Origin of the sequence: Catellatospora sp. KI3, assembly GCF_029948125.1 — a bacterium.
Lineage (GTDB): Bacteria > Actinomycetota > Actinomycetes > Mycobacteriales > Micromonosporaceae > Catellatospora.
On sequence record NZ_JASAMB010000029.1, the window covers coordinates 19,552 to 38,663 of the forward strand.

The 19,112-nt window shown below is 71.8% G+C and carries 19 protein-coding genes; 5 read left to right on the plus strand and 14 right to left on the minus strand.

Annotated elements, in window-relative coordinates; translation table 11 throughout:
* Positions 1-28 precede the first annotated feature (28 nt).
* From QEZ54_RS31920 to QEZ54_RS31945, 6 genes are all read right to left on the minus strand, one after another.
* Complete coding sequence (locus tag QEZ54_RS31920; protein WP_281308476.1) at positions 29-385, minus strand: cytidine deaminase; 357 nt, start codon at positions 383-385, stop codon at positions 29-31.
* On the minus strand, positions 378-1,667 hold the full coding sequence (locus QEZ54_RS31925) for a hemolysin family protein (protein WP_348650596.1): 1,290 nt from the start codon (positions 1,665-1,667) through the stop codon (positions 378-380). The genes QEZ54_RS31920 and QEZ54_RS31925 overlap by 8 nt, the downstream gene beginning before the upstream one ends.
* A 26-nt stretch (positions 1,668-1,693) precedes the next feature.
* The gene (ybeY, locus tag QEZ54_RS31930; RefSeq protein WP_281308477.1) at positions 1,694-2,248 is read right to left on the minus strand and encodes an rRNA maturation RNase YbeY; all 555 of its coding nucleotides are present in this window, start codon (positions 2,246-2,248) and stop codon (positions 1,694-1,696) included.
* 15 nt (positions 2,249-2,263) lie between these two features.
* On the minus strand, positions 2,264-3,319 hold the full coding sequence (locus QEZ54_RS31935) for a PhoH family protein (RefSeq protein ID WP_281308478.1): 1,056 nt from the start codon (positions 3,317-3,319) through the stop codon (positions 2,264-2,266).
* A gap of 132 nt (positions 3,320-3,451) precedes the next feature.
* Positions 3,452-4,828, minus strand: coding sequence for a serine hydrolase domain-containing protein (locus tag QEZ54_RS31940; RefSeq protein ID WP_281308479.1), 1,377 nt, complete (start codon positions 4,826-4,828; stop codon positions 3,452-3,454).
* A gap of 9 nt (positions 4,829-4,837) precedes the next feature.
* Complete coding sequence (locus tag QEZ54_RS31945) at positions 4,838-5,191, minus strand: histidine triad nucleotide-binding protein (protein ID WP_281308480.1); 354 nt, start codon at positions 5,189-5,191, stop codon at positions 4,838-4,840.
* Positions 5,192-5,215: 24 nt separating this feature from the next.
* Between QEZ54_RS31945 and QEZ54_RS31950 the strand changes: the two genes are divergently transcribed.
* A complete protein-coding gene (locus tag QEZ54_RS31950) occupies positions 5,216-5,977 on the plus strand; it encodes an SDR family oxidoreductase (RefSeq protein ID WP_281308481.1) in 762 nt (253 codons plus the stop codon).
* A gap of 228 nt (positions 5,978-6,205) precedes the next feature.
* Here QEZ54_RS31950 and QEZ54_RS31955 read toward each other — a convergent pair whose 3' ends face one another.
* The 3 genes from QEZ54_RS31955 to hrcA form a co-directional block, all read right to left on the minus strand.
* Positions 6,206-6,940 (minus strand): 16S rRNA (uracil(1498)-N(3))-methyltransferase, encoded by a 735-nt coding sequence (locus QEZ54_RS31955; protein ID WP_281308482.1) that lies wholly within the window; start codon positions 6,938-6,940, stop codon positions 6,206-6,208.
* 116 nt (positions 6,941-7,056) lie between these two features.
* Positions 7,057-8,187 (minus strand): molecular chaperone DnaJ, encoded by a 1,131-nt coding sequence (gene dnaJ, locus QEZ54_RS31960; RefSeq protein WP_281308483.1) that lies wholly within the window; start codon positions 8,185-8,187, stop codon positions 7,057-7,059.
* 60 nt (positions 8,188-8,247) lie between these two features.
* Positions 8,248-9,273 carry a heat-inducible transcriptional repressor HrcA gene (gene hrcA, locus QEZ54_RS31965; RefSeq protein WP_281308484.1) on the minus strand — a complete coding sequence of 342 codons (1,026 nt, stop codon included), beginning with the start codon at positions 9,271-9,273 and terminating at the stop codon, positions 8,248-8,250.
* Between the two features lie 241 nt (positions 9,274-9,514).
* Here hrcA and QEZ54_RS31970 point away from each other — a divergent pair, with 241 nt between their 5' ends.
* The gene (locus QEZ54_RS31970; RefSeq protein ID WP_281308485.1) at positions 9,515-10,012 is read left to right on the plus strand and encodes a DUF4870 domain-containing protein; all 498 of its coding nucleotides are present in this window, start codon (positions 9,515-9,517) and stop codon (positions 10,010-10,012) included.
* Positions 10,013-10,018: 6 nt separating this feature from the next.
* Here the strand turns inward: QEZ54_RS31970 and hemW are convergent, their stop codons facing one another.
* Positions 10,019-11,233 carry a radical SAM family heme chaperone HemW gene (gene hemW, locus QEZ54_RS31975; RefSeq protein ID WP_281308486.1) on the minus strand — a complete coding sequence of 405 codons (1,215 nt, stop codon included), beginning with the start codon at positions 11,231-11,233 and terminating at the stop codon, positions 10,019-10,021.
* Positions 11,234-11,250: 17 nt separating this feature from the next.
* On the opposite strand from hemW, the gene QEZ54_RS31980 reads away from it, so the two are divergent.
* From QEZ54_RS31980 to QEZ54_RS31990, 3 genes are all read left to right on the plus strand, one after another.
* Positions 11,251-12,036, plus strand: a complete 786-nt coding sequence (locus tag QEZ54_RS31980) for an enoyl-CoA hydratase-related protein (protein ID WP_281308487.1) — start codon at positions 11,251-11,253, stop codon at positions 12,034-12,036.
* A gap of 173 nt (positions 12,037-12,209) precedes the next feature.
* The gene (locus tag QEZ54_RS31985) at positions 12,210-13,073 is read left to right on the plus strand and encodes a hypothetical protein (RefSeq protein WP_281308488.1); all 864 of its coding nucleotides are present in this window, start codon (positions 12,210-12,212) and stop codon (positions 13,071-13,073) included.
* A gap of 162 nt (positions 13,074-13,235) precedes the next feature.
* Positions 13,236-14,171, plus strand: coding sequence for a phytanoyl-CoA dioxygenase family protein (locus QEZ54_RS31990; protein WP_281308489.1), 936 nt, complete (start codon positions 13,236-13,238; stop codon positions 14,169-14,171).
* Between the two features lie 69 nt (positions 14,172-14,240).
* Here the strand turns inward: QEZ54_RS31990 and QEZ54_RS31995 are convergent, their stop codons facing one another.
* From QEZ54_RS31995 to lepA, 4 genes are all read right to left on the minus strand, one after another.
* Positions 14,241-15,146 (minus strand): hypothetical protein, encoded by a 906-nt coding sequence (locus QEZ54_RS31995; protein ID WP_281308490.1) that lies wholly within the window; start codon positions 15,144-15,146, stop codon positions 14,241-14,243.
* A gap of 140 nt (positions 15,147-15,286) precedes the next feature.
* Entirely contained in the window at positions 15,287-16,468 is a 1,182-nt protein-coding gene (locus QEZ54_RS32000) for a hypothetical protein (protein ID WP_281308491.1), read from the minus strand.
* Between the two features lie 169 nt (positions 16,469-16,637).
* The gene (locus QEZ54_RS32005) at positions 16,638-17,138 is read right to left on the minus strand and encodes an NUDIX hydrolase (protein WP_281308492.1); all 501 of its coding nucleotides are present in this window, start codon (positions 17,136-17,138) and stop codon (positions 16,638-16,640) included.
* On the minus strand, positions 17,135-19,006 hold the full coding sequence (lepA, locus tag QEZ54_RS32010) for a translation elongation factor 4 (protein ID WP_281308529.1): 1,872 nt from the start codon (positions 19,004-19,006) through the stop codon (positions 17,135-17,137). Before lepA ends, QEZ54_RS32005 begins: the two co-directional genes overlap by 4 nt.
* Positions 19,007-19,112: the final 106 nt, after the last annotated feature.

Sequence of the window (19,112 nt, forward strand, 5' to 3'; positions counted from 1 at the left end):
TAAGAAGGGCCCCTTCCTTTCGGCTGGGTCAGGCGGTGCCGGTGGCGGCGATGGTGCCGTCGGGGGTGGCCAGGTAGACCGGGATGCCGGTGGTGACGTCGCTGACGGCGGCCAGGTCGCCCGGGTCGACCTTGGACGCCTCGGTGACCACCAGGGCGGCTTCCAGGGTGGTCGCGCCCGCGGCGACGGCCGAGGCGACGGCCAGGTGCAGCGCCGAGATCGACAGTGCGGGTAGCCGCACGCTGACGCCGGTGTAGGTGCGGCCGTCGCCGTCGCGTACGGCCGCGCCCTCGATCGCGTTGATGCGGGCCCGCGCCGAGCGCGCCATGGTCAGCAGCTTGCGGTCCTCGGCCGACAACTCGGCGGTGGCGGACTGCTCAGACATCGGCCAGGTGCCTTTCGTGGGGTACGGCGTCGTCCGCGGGCTCCTCCCGCGTCACCAGTACGGTATCGATGTGGTTGCGCCGACCCGTGGTGCCCTCCGCGACCAGGGTCAGCCCGCCCACCGAGGCGCGCGCGCCCGGGATCGGCACCCGGCCCAGAGCCTGCGCCAGCAGCCCGGCCACGGTCTCCACCTCGTCGGCGGGCAGCTCCACGTCGAACAGCTCGCCCAGGTCCTCGATCGGCAGGCGGCCGGTGACCCGGACCGCGCCGTCGGGCAGGCGCTCCACCGGCGGGCGCTCCACGTCGTACTCGTCGGTGATCTCGCCGACGATCTCCTCGAGGATGTCCTCGATGGTGATCAGGCCGGCGGTGCCGCCGTACTCGTCGATGACGATGGCGAGGTGGGTACGGGCGGCCTGCATCTCCGAGAGCAGGTCGTCGACCGGCTTGAACTCGGGGACGAAGGAGGCGACCCGCATCAACTGCTCGACCGGCTCGTCGGCCCTGCCCTCCTGGGCGTGCCGGGCCAGGTCCTTGAGGTAGACGACGCCCAGGACGTCGTCGACGGACTCGCCGATCACCGGCACCCGGGAGAAGCCGGAGCGCAGCGCCAGCGCCAGCGACTGCTCCACCGACTTGGTCGCCTCGACCCACACCATCTCGGTGCGGGGCACCATGACCTCGCGGGTGATGGTGTCGCCGAGCGCGAACACCGAATGGATCATCTCGCGCTCGCCGTGCTCCACCACGCCCCGCTGCTCGGCCAGGTCGACCAGCTCACGCAGCTCGACCTGGGTGGTGGCGAACGGGCCCTCGCGGAAGCCCTTGCCCGGGGTGACCGCGTTGCCGATGACGATCAGCAGGCTGGCCAGCGGGCCGAGCACCCGGGTCAGCCAGCGCAGCACCGGCGCGGCGAACCGGCCCACCTCGTACGGATGCTGGCGCCCGATGGTGCGCGGGGTGACCCCGACGACGACGAAGCTGATCAGCGTCATCGCCCCGGCGGTCACCAGGGCGGCGGTCCAGCCGGGGCCGAACGTGTCGACCGCGACCAGGGCCACCAGCGTGGTGGCGGTCAGCTCCGACAGCAGGCGCAGCAGCAGGAGCAGGTTGATGTGGCGGACCGCGTCGGCCGCCACCGCCTGCAGCGCGGCCGCGCCGCGCACGCCCTCGCGGGCCAGTTCGGCGGCGCGGGCCGGGGACACCACGGCCAGCGCCGACTCGGTCATCGCGAACAGTCCGGCCAGCACGACCAGGCCCGCCGCCGACCACAGCAGGGGCATGTCGGGCAGGCCGCCCAACTGGCTGGTCACTTGCTGCTCGCCCCGCTGCGCGCCCGCCAGCTGTCCAGCAGCTTGCCCTGCAGTGCGAACATCTCGCGCTCCTCCTCCGGCTCGGCATGGTCGTAGCCGAGCAGGTGCAGCACGCCGTGGATGGTGAGCATGCTCAGCTCGTCGACGGTGCCGTAGTCGCCGTGCAGGCCGGCCGGGCCGCCCGCGGGGGCCGGCTCCGGCGCGTCCTCGCGCCGCATCCGCGGGTCGGGACTGCCGTAGCGCGCGGCCTGCGCCGCGGCGACCTCGGGGCAGAGCACGAGGTCGCCGAGCAGCGCCGGCTGCCCGCCGGTGGAGTCCGACGGGCCGTGGTCGATCGTGTCCTCGTCCATCGGGAAGGCGAGCACGTCGGTCGGGCCTTCCTTGCCCATCCAGCGGTGGTTCAGCTCGGCCATGTAGTCCGAGTCCACCAGCAGCACCGACAGCTCCGCCAGCGGGTTCACACCCATCTGGCCCAACGCGTGCCGGGCCACGGCAACGATGTTGTCGGCGTCGACGTCATACCCGGACTCGTTGGCGATCTCGATAGACACGTTCCATCCCTCGGTTCAGCGGCGGCGCCCCGCACCGCGGCGCGGCACGGGATGCACGTTCGCAGGCAGCGTCTCACGCTGCTGGCTCTCGTCCCACTTGGCGTAGGCGTCAACGATCTCGCCGACCAGGCGGTGGCGCACCACGTCCGAGCTGGACAGCCGGGAGAAGTGCACGTCATCGAGGCCGTCGAGGATCTCCTGCACCACCCGCAGACCGCTGCGCTGGTCGCCGGGCAGGTCGATCTGCGTCACGTCTCCGGTGACCACGACCTTGGAGTTGAAGCCGAGCCGGGTCAGGAACATCTTCATCTGCTCGGGCGTGGTGTTCTGGGCCTCGTCCAGGATGATGAAGGCGTCGTTGAGGGTCCGGCCGCGCATGTACGCCAGCGGAGCCACCTCGATCGTGCCCTGCGTCATCAGCCGCGGGATCGCCTCGGGGTCCATCATGTCGTGCAGCGCGTCATAGAGCGGGCGCAGGTACGGGTCGATCTTCTCGTTGAGCGTGCCGGGCAGGAAGCCCAGCCGCTCGCCCGCCTCGACCGCCGGCCGGGTAAGGATGATCCGGGTGACCTGCTTGGCCTGCAGGGCCTGGACCGCCTTGGCCATGGCCAGGTAGGTCTTGCCGGTGCCGGCGGGCCCGATGCCGAAGACGATCGTGTGCGCGTCGATGGCGTCCACGTACTTCTTCTGGCCCAGGGTCTTGGGGCGGATGGTGCGCCCGCGCCGGGAGAGGATGTTGAGAGTAAGGACCTCAGCGGGCCGCTCGGTGTTGCCCTCATCGGTCAGCATGCCGACGGTGCGTCGGACGGCGTCCTCGGTCAGCGTCTCGCCCTTCTCGATAAGTTCCAGCAGCTCACCGAAGACGCGCTCGGCGAGCGCGTTCTCGGCGGCGGGGCCGGTGATGGTGATTTCGTTGCCCCGCACGTGGATGTCGCTGGCAAGGGCTTTCTCGATGAGCCGGAGCACGCGGTCGCCGGTGCCCAGCAGCTGGACCATGACACTCGGGTCAGGCACGGTGATCTTGGTTTGCACCGCGTGCGGAACCGCGTTGGGAGTGGAAGCAATGCTCATAAGCCGGCCGTGAGGCCTCCAGCCACCCGCTCTCTGCGCTCATCAGCGGCTCTTTCCGCCGCCGCTGCTCCCATCGTAGTCGCCGCCGCACAAGCCGCCAGTGCTTAACCGGCCCCGGCACGCCCGCCCCGCTCAGGGGTGGCTGGCCCAGACCCCGTCGAAGGACTCCTGGCGGCGGGTGAACCGGTAGGTCGCCCAGTGCATCCGGACCACCTCGCCGTGCTCGTCGCGGGTCAGCCGCAGCAGCTCCCCCACCTCCCGGCCCGACACCGTACGCAGCAGCTCCGGCTGCCCCGGCACCTGCGCGAACACGCTCGGCGCGAGGTCGGCCGGGTCGTCGGCGCCGGCGGCGGTCAGCGCCCCGTCGCGCCAGCGGAACACGTGCTCGTAGCCCTCGCCCCACCAGCGGCCCAGCACCGAGCGCAGCTGCTCCGGCGCGGGTTCGCCCGGCGTCCACGCGGTGATGTCGGCCGGGTCCTGGGCCAGCGACTCCGCCATCAGCTCGTGCGGCAGGTTCAGGATCTCCGACGCGGTGCCCGAGGAGGCCAGCACGGCGCAGGACATGCCGCCCGGGTTGCCCGCCCCGCCGTGGCGCCCGCTGGTCGCGGCCAGGAAGCCGGGCATGGCGCCGTTGTGGCCCACGTGCATGGCGCGGCCCGGCTGCGGCCACAGCATCAGGCCCAGGCCGATGCCCGAGCCCCACACGGTCTCGTGCCGGGGGGTCAGCGGCCAGCGGGCCTCGTCCAGCGTCGCGGCGGCCAGCACCCGGCCCTGCGGATCGGCCGACTTCGGGTCGGCCAGGAACGCCGACCAGGCGGCCATGTCGGCGGCGGTGCTCCACAGCTGCGCCGCGGGCGCCGCCGCGCGCACGTCGACGTTAGGCTCGGGGCGCGCGTGGTCGGAGTACTCGTCGACCAGGTAGCCCACGGCCGCGTGCGCGGGTGCGTCGTACGTGGTGGCCGACAGGCCCAGCGGCCCGCAGACACGCTCGGCGACCAGCTCCCACCAGCGGCCGCCCAGCCGCTGCTCAGCCACGTGCCCGAGCAGCGCGAAGCCCAGGTTGGAGTAGTGGAACCGGCGCGAGGGCGGGTGCACCGCCTCGGCCCCGGCCAGGTCGTCGAGCAGGCCCGGCAGGTCCGGCGGGGCCAGGGTGTCCCAGATGTCGCCGAACGGCTCGCGCTGCAGGCCGCCGGTGTGCGACAGCAGCCGCCGGATCGTCATCGCGCCGTGGGCGGGCACCTTGACGTGGGTGCTGATCGGATCGTCGAGGTCGAGCAGGCCCGCGTCGCGGCACTGCAGCACCAGCACCGCGGTGAACGTCTTGGTGATCGAGCCGATCCGGAACGGCGTGGCCGCGTCCAGCGGCGCGTCCGGATTGCCCGACGCGCCGACCTGGAACATCCACACCGGACGATCGGCCCGCCGCAGCGCCACACTCAGCGCGGGCACCCTGGCCTGCGCCTGCACCTGCCGGACCAGCCGCTCGAGAGCACCGTTCGCGTTCGCCATGCGGCGAGACTACCCGGTGAGGTCCCCGTCCATCTCCACGCCGCCGAGCACGTGCGCGTGGGCGTGGAAGACCGTCTGCCCCACCGAGGCGCCGGTGTTGAAGATGACCCGGAAGCCGGTGCCGTCCAGGCCCTCGGCCGCGGCGACGTCGGCCACCGTGGCCAGCACCTCCCCGGCCAGCGCCGGGTCGCCCGCGCCGAGCGCCGCCACGTCGGCGTAGTGCTCCTTCGGGATCACCAGCACGTGCACGGGCGCCTTCGGCGCGATGTCGCGGAACGCCAGCGTGGTCTCGGTCTCGCGGACCACGGTCGCCGGGATCTCCCCGGCGACGATCCGGCAGAACAGGCAGTCGGGTTGGGTCACGGCACAGATCGTAGGCTGAAGAGCGTGTCAGCACGAAGAGTCCTGGTGACCGGTGCGTCGCGTGGCGTGGGCCGCGCCGTCGCCGCCGCGTTCGCCGCCGCGGGCGACCGGGTCGCCGTCCACCACCGCGACTCCGCGGACCTCGCCGAGTCGCTGCGGGCCGAACTGCCCGGCTCAGGTCATGTCGTGGTACGGGCCGACCTGGCCGACCCCGACGCCGTCGCCGCGATGGTCGACGCGGCCGCCGACGGGCTGGGCGGCCTCGACGTGCTGGTCAACAACGCCGGGCAGGCTTACCCGCATCCGATCGGCGACGTGTCGTACGAGCAGTGGCAGCAGGCCTGGGCACGCACCCTGGCGGTCAACCTGACCGGCCCCGCCAACGTCACCTGGTGCGCGGTCCGGCACATGCTGGCCCGCCCCGACGGCTTCCCGCCCGGCCGGATCGTCAACGTCGGCTCGCGCGGCGCCTACCGGGGCGAGCCGGGCCAGCCGGCGTACGGCGCGGCCAAGGCGGGGCTGCACGCGATGGGCCAGTCCCTGGCGGTCGCCCTCGCCCCGCACGGCATCTCCGTCGCCACCGTCGCCCCCGGGTACGTGCTGGAGGACCCGTCCAACGCGGCGTACAAGGTGCCGCGGGGCTCCGAGCACGCGGCGCAGTCCCCGTTCGGCCGGGTGGCCCGCCCCGACGAGGTCGCCGCCGCCGTCCTCTGGCTCGCCTCCCCCGAGGCCGAATGGGCCTCCGGCGCCGTCCTCGACCTCAACGGCGCCTCCCACCTCCGCTGACCACCCACCCCACCACCCCACCACTCCACCCCGCCCACCTGACCCGCCGCACCCCGCCCCGCCCCGCCGCACCCCGCCGCGACCCGCCGCACCCCGCCCGTCCTGCATAAACGTTGGCCTATCTCATCGAATCCACGTAGATCGAACTCGACGAGATAGGCCAGCGTTTATGAGAAAGCGGGCGGCGGATGCCAGATGCCCGGTCTCGGCGCGTGCCGGGGTGGCGGTCTACCAGCGGTTGAGGCGGGCGGACAGGACGCTGAGGGCGGCGACGCCCGCGGTGGAGGTGCGCAGGACCGTGCTGCCCAGGCGGACCGGGACCGCTCCGGCGGCGGTGAACGCGGCCACCTCCGCCGCGTCGATGCCACCCTCGGGGCCGACCACCAGGATGATCTCGCCGGAGTCCGGCAGCGCGGCGGTGGCCAGGCGCTCGGTGGCCTCCTCGTGCAGCACGTACCCGGCAGCCGCCGCCGACAGCCGCTGGGTCAGCTGCTTCGTGGACACGTCCGGGTCGCCGCCGACCTCGGGCAGCCAGGTGCGGCGGGCCTGCTTGGCGGCCTCGCGGGCCACCGCGGCCCACTTCTCGCGGGATTTCGCGCCCCGGTCGCCGCGCCACTGGGCCACGCTGCGGGCGGCGGCCCAGGGCAGGATCTCGTCCACGCCCACCTCGGTCATCGCCTGCACGGCGAGTTCACCGCGGTCGCCCTTGGCGATGCCCTGGGCGACGGTGAGCCGGGGGGTGGGCGCTGCTTCGTACCCCCGGCTGGTTATGGCGACGTCCAGCGCGCCCTTGCCGACCGCCGTGACCACCGCGTCGGCCAGGCCGCCGCGGCCGTCGGCGAGCAGCAGGTGCTCGCCGAGGCGCAGCCGCTGCACGGTCGCGGCGTGGTGCCCCTCCGGACCTCCGAGGGTGTACGACTCCCCCGCCGGCAACTCGTCAACCAGGAACAGTGGCGCGCTCACCGGCCAACCCTCCAATGTCGATCAGGAAGCCGTGCCCCCGACACGCCGTCGAACCGTGCCATAGGTTCATGATCGACGCGTCTGGCGGGGGCGGGGCGGGGGCGTGGAAAGGCGGGTCAGTGGCCGTTGAAGGCGTCGCGGACTCGGGAGAAGAAGCCGCCCTGCTTGGAGAGTTCGGCGACCTCCTCGCCGCGGAGGCGGGCGAACTCGCGGAGCATGCGCTCCTGCTCGCCGTCCAGGCGGGTGGGGGTCTTGACGTCCAGGTGGACGAAGAGGTCCCCGCGGCCCTGGCCGCGCAGGTGCGGGACGCCCTTGCCGCGGATGCGCAGGGTGGAGTTCGGCTGGGTGCCGGGCTTGACCTCCAGCTGCTCCTCGGAGTCGAGGGTCTTGATGGTCAGGCGGGTGCCCAGCGCGGCGGCGGTCATCGGCACGGTGACCTTGCAGTGCAGGTCGTCGCCCTTGCGTGCGTACACGTCGTGGGCCCGCTCGTGGATCTCGACGTACAGGTCGCCGGAGGGGCCGCCGCCGGGGCCGACCTCGCCCTGGCCGGCCAGGCGGATGCGCATGCCGTCCTCGACGCCCGCCGGGATCTTCACGGTCAGGCTGCGCCGGGTACGGACCCGTCCGTCCCCGGCGCAGGTCGGGCACGGGTGCGGGATGGTGGTGCCGTAGCCCTGGCAGCTGTTGCACGGGCGCGACGACACGACCTGGCCCAGGAAGGTGCGCTGCACCGACTGGACCTCGCCGCGGCCGCCGCAGGTGTCGCAGGTCACCGGGTGGGTGCCCGCCGCCGTCCCGCCGCCGGAGCAGGTCGTGCACAGCACCGCGGTGTCCACGGTGATCGGGGCCTCGACGCCGAACGCGGTCTCGACCAGGTCCAGGTCCAGGCGCAGGATCGCGTCGGCGCCCGGCCGGGTGCGCGGACGCGGGCCGCGCGAGCCGCTGCCGCCGAAGAACGCGTCCATGATGTCCTGGAACCCGACGAACGGGCCGCCCGCGCCCCCGCCGGGACCCGCGCCGCCGCCGCCCGGGGCCAGCGGGTCGCCGCCCAGGTCGACGATGCGCCGCTTCTGGTCGTCGGAGAGGACCTCGTAGGCGTTGTTGATGTCCTTGAACTTCTCCGCCGCGGACGGGTCGGGGTTGACGTCCGGGTGGTACTGCCGGGCCAGCTTGCGGTAGGCCCGCTTGATGTCGTCGGCGTCGGCGTCCTTGGGCACACCCAGAATGCCGTAATAGTCCTTGGCCACGCTGTCCTCAAGCCTCGTTCAACAACACGCTACGGAAAAAGTCGAGCTACGAAGTTCTGGTCAATTCTGCGCCAGCAGCTCGCCGACGTAGCGTGCCACGGCACGTACGGTGGCGATGGTGCCGGGATAGTCCATCCGGGTCGGCCCGACGACGCCCATGCCGCCGACGACGGTGCTCCCCGGACCGTATCCGGTGCTGACCACCGAGGTCACCCGCAGATCGACGACCTCGTTCTCGTCGCCGATGCGCACCCGGGTGCTGCCCGCCTTCACCTCGTCGAAGAGCTTGAGCAGGATGACCTCCTCCTCCAGCGCCTCCAGGATCGGCCGCAGCGAGCCGGTGGCCAGGTCCAGCGGACCCACCCGGGCCAGGTTGTGCGTGCCCGCGAGCGCGAGGCGCTCCTCGTGCCGCTCGACCAGAGTCTCCAACAGCACACTGGCCAGCGCGGTCACGGTCGCCTTGGCTTCGGGCTCGGCCCGCTCGACCAGCCCCTGCACCAGCGGGGGCGTGTCGGCGAGCTTGATCCCGGTCAGCGTGGTGTTGAGCAGCTTGCGCAGCTCGGTGATCTCGTCCGGGTCGACCGGACCGGGCAGCTCGACCGTGCGCTGCTCGACCCGGCCGGTGTCGGTGATCATGACGAGGAGCAGGCGGGTGGTGGAGACCGGGACCAGCTCCAGGTGGCGTACGGCCGACCGGGCCAGGCTCGGGTACTGCACCACGGCGACCTGGCGGGTCAGCTGGGCGAGCAGCCGGACGGTGCGGTGCACGACGTCGTCGAGGTCGACCGCGCCGATGAGGAACCGCTCGATGGCGCGGCGCTCGGCCGGGCTCAGCGGCTTGACCCGCGACAGCCGGTCCACGAACAGCCGGTAGCCGCGGTCGGTGGGCACCCGGCCGGCCGAGGTGTGCGGCTGGCGGATGTAGCCCTCCTCCTCCAGCACGGCCATGTCGTTGCGCACCGTCGCCGACGAGACGCCCAGGGCGTGCCGCTCGACCAGCGCCTTGCTGCCGACCGGCTCCTGCGTGGAGACGTAGTCCTCCACGATCGCGCGCAGGACCTCGAGCTTGCGGTCGTCCAGACCCATGCCTCTCCTCCCGCTGGCACTCGTGGTTGGTGAGTGCCAGTCTACGTGGCCGCGGGCCCGGTTGGGATAGGCGTGGTGACGGGTACGACACCCGCCGCCGACCAGACGAAACGCCCGATCGGCGCGAGCGGGCGAAAGAACCGCTCTACAACGATTGAGCATTCTGGCGGTTGCGCATTGTCGCCAATCGGTCACGACCGTTGACTGGCGCCGTTTGATCCACACACCTAGCCTGACGGGCATGAGTGAACCCACCCCGCCTGGTTCCGCCCCCCAGGAGCCGCCGGTGCCGTCGGCTCCGTCTTTCGAGCCCCCGGCCCCGAGCGCGCCGCCGTCGGCGCCGTACTCGCCGCCGGCCGCCTCGGGCGGATACACGGCTCCCCCGCCCGGCCCCGCGCCGGTCGGCTACAGCAACCCCGATGACAAGACCTGGGCCCTGATCGCCCACTTCGGTGGTGCCCTGACCTGGTTCATCGCCCCCCTGATCGCGCTGCTGGTCAAGGGCAACGAGTCGCCGACGGTCAAGGCGCACGCCACCGCCGCGCTGAACTTCCAGGTCCTGTGGACCGGCATCAACCTGGTCTGCATCTGCATCGGCACCTGCCTCGGCTGGCTGCTCCTGCCGCTGGTGCTGTACTTCGTCCCGCTGTTCCCGCTGATCATGGGCATCCTGGCCGGTGTGAAGGCGAACAACGGCGAGCTGCCGAAGTACCCGCTGACCATGAACCTGATCAAGTAAGCGGTCTCACCAGGCCAGCAGGGAGTGGACCACCGCGTCCGCCAGGAGTCGGCCGCGCAGCGTCAGCGCTGCGCGGCCGTCCGCGTATCCGGCCCCGGTCAGCAGCCCGTCGGCCAGCGCCCGCGCGGCCGCGTCCCGCCCGGCCGCGTCGAGGCGGGCCAGCGGCAGCCCCTCGACCAGGCGCAGCTGCAGCAGCACCTCCTCGGTGTGGCGCTGCTCGGCGGTCAGCACCTCCCGCTCCAGGCCGGGCGACAGGCCCTCGGCCAGGCGGGCGGCGTACCGGCTCGGGTGCTTGACGTTCCACCAGCGCACCCCGCCGACGTGGCTGTGCGCGCCCGGCCCCAGGCCCCACCAGTCGCCGCCGCGCCAGTAGAGCAGGTTGTGGCGGCAGCGCGACGCCGCACCGGCGGCCCAGTTGCTGACCTCGTACCAGCTCAGGCCCGCGTCGGTCAGCGCCGACTCGGCGGCCAGGTAGCGGTCGGCCGCGACGTCGTCGTCGGGGGCGGCCAGCTCGCCGCGGCGGACCCGCGCGGCCAGCCGGGTGCCGTCCTCCACGATCAGGGCGTACGCGCTGACGTGGTCCACCCCGGCCCCGATCACCGCCGCCAGCGAGTCGGCGAAGTCCTGCTCGCTCTCCCCCGGCGTGCCGTAGATCAGGTCCAGGTTGACGTGCTCGAACCCGGCCTCGCGCGCCTCGGTGGCGGCGGCCGGGGCCCGTCCGGCGGTGTGCTTGCGGTCCAGGATGCGCAGCACCCCCGGCGCCGCCGACTGCATGCCCAGCGAGATCCGGGTGAACCCGGCCGCACGCAGCGCGCGCAGCGACACCGGGTCCACCGACTCCGGGTTGGCCTCCGTGGTCACCTCGGCCCCGGCGGCCAGACCCCAGGTGCGGTCGATCGCTTCCAGCATCCGGCCCAGCTGCTCCGGGCGCAGCAGCGTCGGCGTGCCGCCGCCGACGAAGACCGTATCCACCCGCGGCGGCGCGGGCATCACCTTCGCGGCCAGCGCGAGCTCGGCCAGGACCGCCTCGACGTACCCGTCGGTGTCGGCCCCGCCCAGCTCCGAGGCGGTGTACGTGTTGAAGTCGCAGTAGCCGCAGCGGCTGGCGCAGAACGGCACGTGCAGGTACACGCCGAAACCGCGCCCGCCGACGTCGGTCAGCGCGGACTCGGGCAACGCACCGTCGTCGGGTACGGGTTCACCATCGGGAAGCTTCGCCACGGCTCTAGTCTGCCAACATGTCGTCACCTGACTCCCCGCTCGTACGGGTCACCCACGCCCGCGGCGTAACCACCATCACGCTCGACAGCCCGCACAACCGCAACGCGCTGTCCCAGCGGCTCATGCGCGAGCTGCTCGACGCGCTGGCCGCGGCCGGTGCCGACGACGCGGTCCGGGTCGTCGTGCTCGACCACACCGGCCCGGTCTTCTGCTCCGGCGCCGACCTGGCCGAGACCGCCGCGGCCGCCGCCTCCGGGCAGATGCCCGCGGCGCTGCTCGGCGACGTGCTGGCGGCCGTGGCCGGCTGCCCGAAGCCGGTGGTGGCGGCGGTGCGCGGCCCGGCCCGTGCGGGCGGCCTGGGGCTGATCGCCGCGGCCGACCTGGCCGTCTGCGACCAGGCGGCGACGTTCGCCTTCACCGAGGTGCGGCTGGGCGTGGTGCCCGCCCTGATCTCGGCCACGGTCCTGCCCCGGCTGTCGCCCCGCGACGCCGCCCGCTACTACCTGACCGGCGACGTCTTCGCCGGCGCCAAGGCCGCCGACATGGGACTGGTCAACACCGCCGTCCCCGGCGACGAGCTGGACGCCGTGGTCAAGGCATGGTGCGAGAGCCTGGTCCGGGGCGCCCCGGCGGCGCTGGCCGAGACCAAGCAGCTGCTGCGGCGTACCCCCGCCGAGACCCTGGAAGCCGAGGTGGCCCACCTGTCGACGATCTCGCTGCGCTTCTTCGGCTCGCCCGAAGGGCGCGAAGGCGTAGCCGCCTTCCGCGAGAAACGCGACCCCACCTGGGTCCCCCACCCCTGAGCGAGTTAAGGAAGGGGCCCTTCTTATCGCTTTCCGTAGCGGAAGGGCCCCTTGTTAACGCCCGCCTCACAGGGGAACGGGGATGGTGAGGGCGTGAATCCGGGCGAGTGCCCGTTCGCGTCGTAAGGTGGCCGGGGAGCCTGCCACGAACCGACTACCCCCGAGGAGGTCGCGTGCGCGCCCGTACGGTGGTGCCTGCCCTGATCGTGCTGCTGGTCGTGTGCGGTGTCGGCGGCTACCTGGCCCACGGCAAGTGGCCCGACGACCTGGAGCTGCCGCTGCCGAAGCTGGGCGCCCCGCAGTGCGTGGCCGAGGCCGACGGGCAGGTGCGGCTGGACCCGGAGCAGATGGCCAACGCGGCCACCATCACCGCCGTGGGCATCCGGCGCAACGTGCCCGACCGGGCGGTGACGGTGGCGCTGGCCACGGCGCTGCAGGAGTCGAAGCTGCGCAACCTGGAGCACCTGGGCGGCGGCAACGACCACGACTCGGTCGGGCTGTTCCAGCAGCGTCCCAGCCAGGGCTGGGGCACCGCGGCGCAGATCATGGATCCGCGGTACGCGGCCGACCGGTTCTACCGCAGCCTGGCCCGGATCAAGGGCTGGGAGAAGATGCGGATCACCGAGGCCGCGCAGCGGGTGCAGCGCTCGGCGTACCCGGAGGCATACCAGAAGTGGGCCGACGAGGCCACGGTGCTGACGAAGGTGCTCACCGGGCAGGTGCCCGGTGGTGTGACCTGCGACACCGAGGACGGCGGCGACGTGGCGCTCACCCCGGCGGGGCTGGTCGAGCGGATCAAGCTCGACTTCGGCGCCAAGGCCAAGGGCGTGACCACGGTCGCCGGCGAGCTGCGGGTACCGGCCGCCACCGACCGGGCGGGCTGGCAGTTCGCGCACTGGCTCGTGGCCCAGGCACCCGCGGCGGGTGTCCGAAAGGTCACTTTTGCTGACCGCCAGTGGTCTGCCGAGAACGGGGCGTGGTCAGGCGCCGAGAAAAAGGCCGAACAGGTGGTGGCAGCGGTCCGGCCAGCCGGGTGACGCTGGTGGAGGGCCGGTACGCGAAGCGCCGGGAGGCGCGGATGCGAGTTAGTATCGGCTCTCGTTCGCGAAGTTGGCTCACCCCGGCACGCACCCCCCAGTCGCGCGCCTCCGATCGCCACCTTCGTCCGTGCCCAGTATGGAAGGACGTAAGGGGAGGACATGACCATCACCTCTCAGCCTGACACCGCTCAGGACGCGGGCTACACCCCGATCACCGATACCGAGCGCAGGGAGTTCCACGAGCGCGGGTATCTGCACCTGCCGGGTGTCGTCAGCGAGGAGCGGGTGGCGGAGCTGCAGGCCGAGGCCGACCGCCTCTACGCCGAGCACAAGTCCGTCGGCCACCTGGACAAGACGGGCTCGCTCCACCTGCTCGGCGCCGTGAGCCACAGCCTGGCCTTCGCCCGCATGCTCGACTACGGTCCGACGTTCCGCTACATCTGGGGCCTGGCCGGCTGGAACATCTACTCCCAGCACAACCACCTCGACGTCAACCCGCCCTACGAGGAGGACGAGACGCCGCGCTGGGAGTGGCACCAGGACGGCTGGCGGCAGAACTCCGACGCGGAGTACTACTCGGCCTTCTACGGCGACATCCCGCGCCCGATGCTCTCGCTCAAGGTCGCGATCGTGCTCAGCGACATCTCCGAGCCGGGCCGGGGCCAGACCCTGTGCATCCCGGGTTCGCACCTGAACAACTCGATGTACCGGCCGACCGACCCCGAGGAGATCGCCAAGGGTCCCGAAGGTGCGGTGCCGTGGCTGGCCAAGCCGGGTGACGCGTTCATCTTCGACCGCCGCCTGTGGCACTCCCGCTCGCGCAACCGGTCGCAGTTCACCCGCCGGATGCTGTTCATGAGCTACACCTACCGCTGGATCCGGCCGGTCGACGACATGCCGATCGACCGCGACTCGGCGTGGTACGCGGCGCTCACCCCGGTGCAGCGCCAGCTCATCGGCGAGGCGTTCGGCCAGCTGAAGGTGCAGAACATGTGGGGCGTCGGCGACGGCGGCTGGGTCGACGACACGATCCCGGTGCGCGCCGAGCTCAAGGAGCGCGGCCTGCTGGACCGTACGGTCCCCTGGCTGCGCTGAGTCCTGACACGGCGAGGGCCGGTTCGCGTTCGCGAACCGGCCCTCGCCGTTCTGCCGTACCGCGGCAGGTCAGTCGATGATGTTCTGCTGACCGGACGCGCACTGTCCGGCGACGAAGGCCGGGCTGTTGATCGGCAGCGCCGGGCCGAGCTGGCCGATCAGGCCGGAGCTGGCGCAGACCTGCAGCGGAACGAGGTCGATCACCTGGTTGGTGAGCAGCGGCAGCAGCGCCGGCGACTTCGTGCGCTGGATGGTGCTGTTGCTGTTGTAGCAGTCGCCCAGCACGGTGGTCGGCGACTGCACCGCGACCGGGGCGCCGAGGATGCCGGCGGTGGAGCCGCAGACCTGCGTGGCCAGGGCGTTCACCACGGATCCGCTGCCGATGGCGACGAGGCTCTGCGGGGCGTCGTCCTCACCGCCCTCGCCGTCCTTCGGCGCGGCGATGAGCGTGTTGGCGTTGTAGCAGCTGCCGACCACGGTCGCGGGTGAGGTCAGGCTCAGGGTGGCTCCCGCCACGGCGGCGTTGGAACCGCACACCTGCACGGGAACCGCGTTGATCGAGGTGTTGTCCAGGATGGAGATCACTCCCCGGACCTGGCTCTGCCGGATGAGCACGTTGGCGTTGCCGCAGTCACCCAGCACCGTGTTCGGCGAGTTCACCGATGCGGCGACGCCCGCGGTAGCGCTGGTGGAGCCGCAGGACTGCAGGGCCAGTGCCATGACGCTGCTGCCGTTGCCGATCGAGATGAGCGGCTGGGGCCGGTCCTGCCGCTGGGGACCTCGCGCGACCTGGTCGGCCGCCGCGGCGGCCACCGAAGCACGCTGCAGCGCCGTCTGCTTAAGTGCGGTCGCCGCAGTCTGGATGGGGTCGACTCCGGCCGGCCCCGCCTGCGGTGCGGCGGACGCGGCGGTACCGAACACCGCCACCGTGGCCATGGCCCCGGCAGCGACGATCCCCGCCTTGCCTACCTGCATCGTCACTCCTTCAAGTCTTGGTCACCGCAACCCGATCGGGAATGCAGCGGCGCCGGGTCTGATGCGTTCGCACGCCTGTCTGGGCGGTGGGGCGGGCCGCTGGCGCGACCCGCCCCACCGCTCGGTTACCAGTCCCGACGTCAGTCGATGACGATGTTGGCGTTGTAGCAGCTGCCGATCACCGTGTTCGGCGACGTGATCGGAGCGGCAGCCCCGATACCCGCCGACGCGGTGGATCCGCACGCCTGGATCGGAGCGACGACGACCGCGGTGTTGTTCGCGGCGTACGTCAGCGCCGAGGTGTCCTTCTGGTCGATCTTCACGTTCGAGTTCTTGCAGTCGCCGATCACCGTGTTGGGCGAGGTGATGGGCGCCGTGATGCCGACCGCGAAGGCCGCGGTGGAGCCACAGGCCTGCAGGAGAGCGGTCTGGATCGAGGTGCCGTTGGCCGTGGCCAGCACACCGAACGGGTCCACGTCCCACGGGGCGTCCCAGCCGAAGCCGCCACGCACCTGCGGGGCCGCCTGCGGGCCACGCGCGTTGAGCTTCATGCTGGCCTTCTTGAGACCGGCCACCTTGGCGACCAGACCCTGGCGAGCCGCGGCCGTGCTGACCGTGGTGCCCTCGGTGCGGGCCGACTCACTCCACTTGCCGTACCCGTCGGACTTGTGCGAGCCGCCCCACTTGTCGGAGCCACCCCACTGGTCCCACTCGTCCTCTTCCTCGATCGAGACGTTGCCGTTGTCACAGCCGCCGATGACCGTGTTGGGCGACGTGATCGGGATGGCGACGCCGGCCGCGAAGGAAGCGGTCGAGCCGCAAGCCTGCAGGGCACCCGCCACGACAACGGTGTTGTTGCCGATGGCGGTCACCGGCACCTCGTCCGACTGGGTCACCGAGACGTTGCTGTTGGCACACGCCAGCTTGTCACCCTTGTCGTGCCCGTAGCCCTCCTCGTGGAAGCCACCGGCGACGACGGTGTTCGGCGAGGTGATCGGCGCCGCCGCGCCGACCGCGAACGCCGCGGTCGAGCCGCAGCTCTGGATCGGGAGGGTGCTGATCGCCGTACCGTTGAGCGTCGAGACGAGCGCCTGCGGGTCGACGTCCCAGGGGGCGTCCCAGCCACCCTGCCAGCCACCGCGCGCCAGGTTCAGCTGGTTGGCGCCGACCATGCGCATCGCGCTGGCCTTGCCTTCGGTCAGCGAGGTGCCATGGGTCAGCGCGGAGGCGTCCGTGGTGGACGCCGCAGCGGCAGGAGCCCCCATGATCGCCACGGCGGCGAGCGCGCCCGTGGCGACGACTCCGGCCTTCTTCATCTGCATCGTCACTCCTTGTGCGACTTTGGAACCGGCTCGCCCGGAACATATCGGGCGAAAGCGGCAAAACACTGCACTTGAGGTAACGATGGGTACATTGCCCAGTTACTACGGCTTTTGCCCTTTTGTACGGCAATCTTCGCCGGACGTACCAGCCCGACGACGGCCGTACGTACTAGCCCGCCAGGAGGACGGCGTCGCGCAGCGCGCGGTCCATGGTCCCGAAGGCCAGCGGGGGCGGGTCGGCCAGCGGGAACCAGGCGTACTCACTCGCCTCGACCGGGTCCACCAGCAGCGGCGCACCCGCGGGCAGGGTGGCGAGGAAGAAGCAGTCCAGCACCGGCAGCAGCTCGCCCTGGAACTCATAGCCGCCCAGGTACATGCCGACGAAGGCGCCCAGCTCGATCTCGACGCCCAGCTCCTCGCGGGCCTCGCGGCGGGCGGCGTCGGCGGGCTCCTCCCAGCCGTCGCAGAACCCGCCGGGCGTCTCCCACAGCCCCGCCCTCGGCGCCCGCGCCCGGCGCAGCGCCAGGAACCGGCCCGCGCCGTCGAGGATGATCAGGCCGACCGTGGGCCGGGCGTTCAGGTGCTGCTCGTACCCGCAGGCGCCGCAGACGCACGGCGGCGCGGCCGCGAGGGCCGCGCCGCAGCGGAAGCAGTGACCGGCGAAGGTCACTTCTTCTTGCCGGCCTCGGGGTTGTCCGAGGTGGACAGGGCGGCGATGAACGCCTCCTGCGGCACCTCGACCCGGCCGACCATCTTCATGCGCTTCTTGCCTTCCTTCTGCTTCTCCAGCAGCTTGCGCTTGCGGCTGATGTCACCGCCGTAGCACTTGGCCAGCACGTCCTTGCGGATGGCGCGGATCGTCTCGCGGGCGATGACCCGGGAGCCGATGGCGGCCTGGATCGGCACCTCGAACTGCTGCCGCGGGATCAGCTTCTGCAGCTTGGACGCGATGGTCGTGCCGTACGCGTACGCCTTGTCCTTGTGCACGATCGCGCTGAACGCGTCGACCGGCTCGCCCTGCAGCAGGATGTCCACCTTCACCAGCTCGGACGCCTGCTCGCCGCTGGGCTCGTAGTCCAGGCTGGCGTAGCCCTTGGTGCGGGACTTCAGCTGGTCGAAGAAGTCGAAGATGATCTCACCCAGCGGCAGCGTGTACCGCAGCTCCACCCGGTCGGCCGACAGGTAGTCCATGCCCAGCAGGACGCCGCGCCGCCCCTGGCACAGCTCCATCACCGCGCCGACGTAGTCGTTGGGGGTCAGCACCGTGGCCCGCGCCACCGGCTCGAACACCTCGGCGACCTTGCCGTGCGGGTACTCGCTCGGGTTGGTCACGACGACCTCCTTGCCGTCGTCGGTCACCACCCGGTAGACCACGTTCGGCGCGGTCGCGATCAGGTCGAGCCCGAACTCGCGCTCCAGCCGCTCCTGGATGATCTCCAGGTGCAGCAGGCCGAGGAAGCCGCAGCGGAAGCCGAAGCCGAGCGCCGCCGACGACTCCGGCTCGTACACCAGCGAGGCGTCGTTGAGCTTCAGCTTGTCCAGGGCCTCGCGCAGCTCCGGGTAGTCCGAGCCGTCCAGCGGGTACAGCCCCGAGTAGACCATCGGCTTGGGGTCCTTGTAGCCGCCGAGCGACTCGGTGGCCGGGCGGGAGTTCAGCGTGACCGTGTCGCCGACCCGGGACTGCCGCACGTCCTTCACGCCGGTGATCAGGTAGCCCACCTCGCCGACGCTCAGCGACTGCGACTTGATCGGCTCGGGTGAGATGACCCCGATCTCCAGCAGCTCGTGCACCGCGCCGGTGGACATCATCTTGATCCGGTCGCGGGCGTCCAGCCGCCCGTCGATGACCCGGATGTAGGTGACGACGCCCCGGTAGACGTCGTACACGGAGTCGAAGATCATGGCGCGGGTCGGCGCCTTCGCGTCGCCGCCGCTCGGGGCCGGCAGCTGCCGGACGATCTCGTCGAGCAGGTGCGGCACGCCGTCACCGGTCTTGCCGGAGACCTTCAGGCAGTCCGACGGGTCGCAGCCGATCAGGTGCGCCAGCTCCTCGGCGTACTTCTCCGGCTGCGCCGCAGGGAGGTCGATCTTGTTCAGCACCGGGATGATGGTGAGGTTGTTCTCCATCGCCAGGTACAGGTTGGCCAGCGTCTGCGCCTCGATCCCCTGCGCGGCGTCGACCAGCAGGATCGCGCCCTCGCAGGCGGCGAGGCTGCGCGACACCTCGTAGGTGAAGTCGACGTGCCCCGGGGTGTCGATCATGTTGAGCACGACCTGCTCGCCGGCCCGGTCGCCCTCGCGCACCGTCCACGGCATGCGCACGGCCTGGCTCTTGATGGTGATGCCGCGCTCGCGCTCGATGTCCATCCGGTCGAGGTACTGCGCCCGCATCTGGCGCGGGTCAACCACCTCGGTGAGCTGCAGCATGCGGTCGGCCAGGGTCGACTTGCCGTGGTCGATGTGCGCGATGATGCAGAAGTTGCGGATGGCAGCCGGGTCAGTGTCGCCGGGCTTGTTCGATCCGAGCAGCGGAGGCACGGTGATCCGTTCTGTGAGCATACGAAAGAGCGGCGGTCGCCCTCCCTATGTTCCCACGTCCCCCGGACCCCTCGCTCAGGCAGCCCGACCACCGACCCGCGCCCGC

Coding starts and splice junctions, on each gene's coding strand:
- QEZ54_RS31920 (WP_281308476.1), bottom strand. CDS start 385: ATGTCTGAGCAGTCCGCCACCGCCGAGTTGTCGGCCGAGGACCGCAAG.
- QEZ54_RS31925 (WP_348650596.1), bottom strand. CDS start 1,667: ATGCCCCTGCTGTGGTCGGCGGCGGGCCTGGTCGTGCTGGCCGGACTG.
- QEZ54_RS31935 (WP_281308478.1), bottom strand. CDS start 3,319: ATGAGCATTGCTTCCACTCCCAACGCGGTTCCGCACGCGGTGCAAACC.
- QEZ54_RS31940 (WP_281308479.1), bottom strand. CDS start 4,828: ATGGCGAACGCGAACGGTGCTCTCGAGCGGCTGGTCCGGCAGGTGCAG.
- hrcA (WP_281308484.1), bottom strand. CDS start 9,273: ATGGGTCTGGACGACCGCAAGCTCGAGGTCCTGCGCGCGATCGTGGAG.
- QEZ54_RS31970 (WP_281308485.1), top strand. CDS start 9,515: ATGAGTGAACCCACCCCGCCTGGTTCCGCCCCCCAGGAGCCGCCGGTG.
- QEZ54_RS31980 (WP_281308487.1), top strand. CDS start 11,251: ATGTCGTCACCTGACTCCCCGCTCGTACGGGTCACCCACGCCCGCGGC.
- QEZ54_RS31990 (WP_281308489.1), top strand. CDS start 13,236: ATGACCATCACCTCTCAGCCTGACACCGCTCAGGACGCGGGCTACACC.
- QEZ54_RS31995 (WP_281308490.1), bottom strand. CDS start 15,146: ATGCAGGTAGGCAAGGCGGGGATCGTCGCTGCCGGGGCCATGGCCACG.
- QEZ54_RS32000 (WP_281308491.1), bottom strand. CDS start 16,468: ATGCAGATGAAGAAGGCCGGAGTCGTCGCCACGGGCGCGCTCGCCGCC.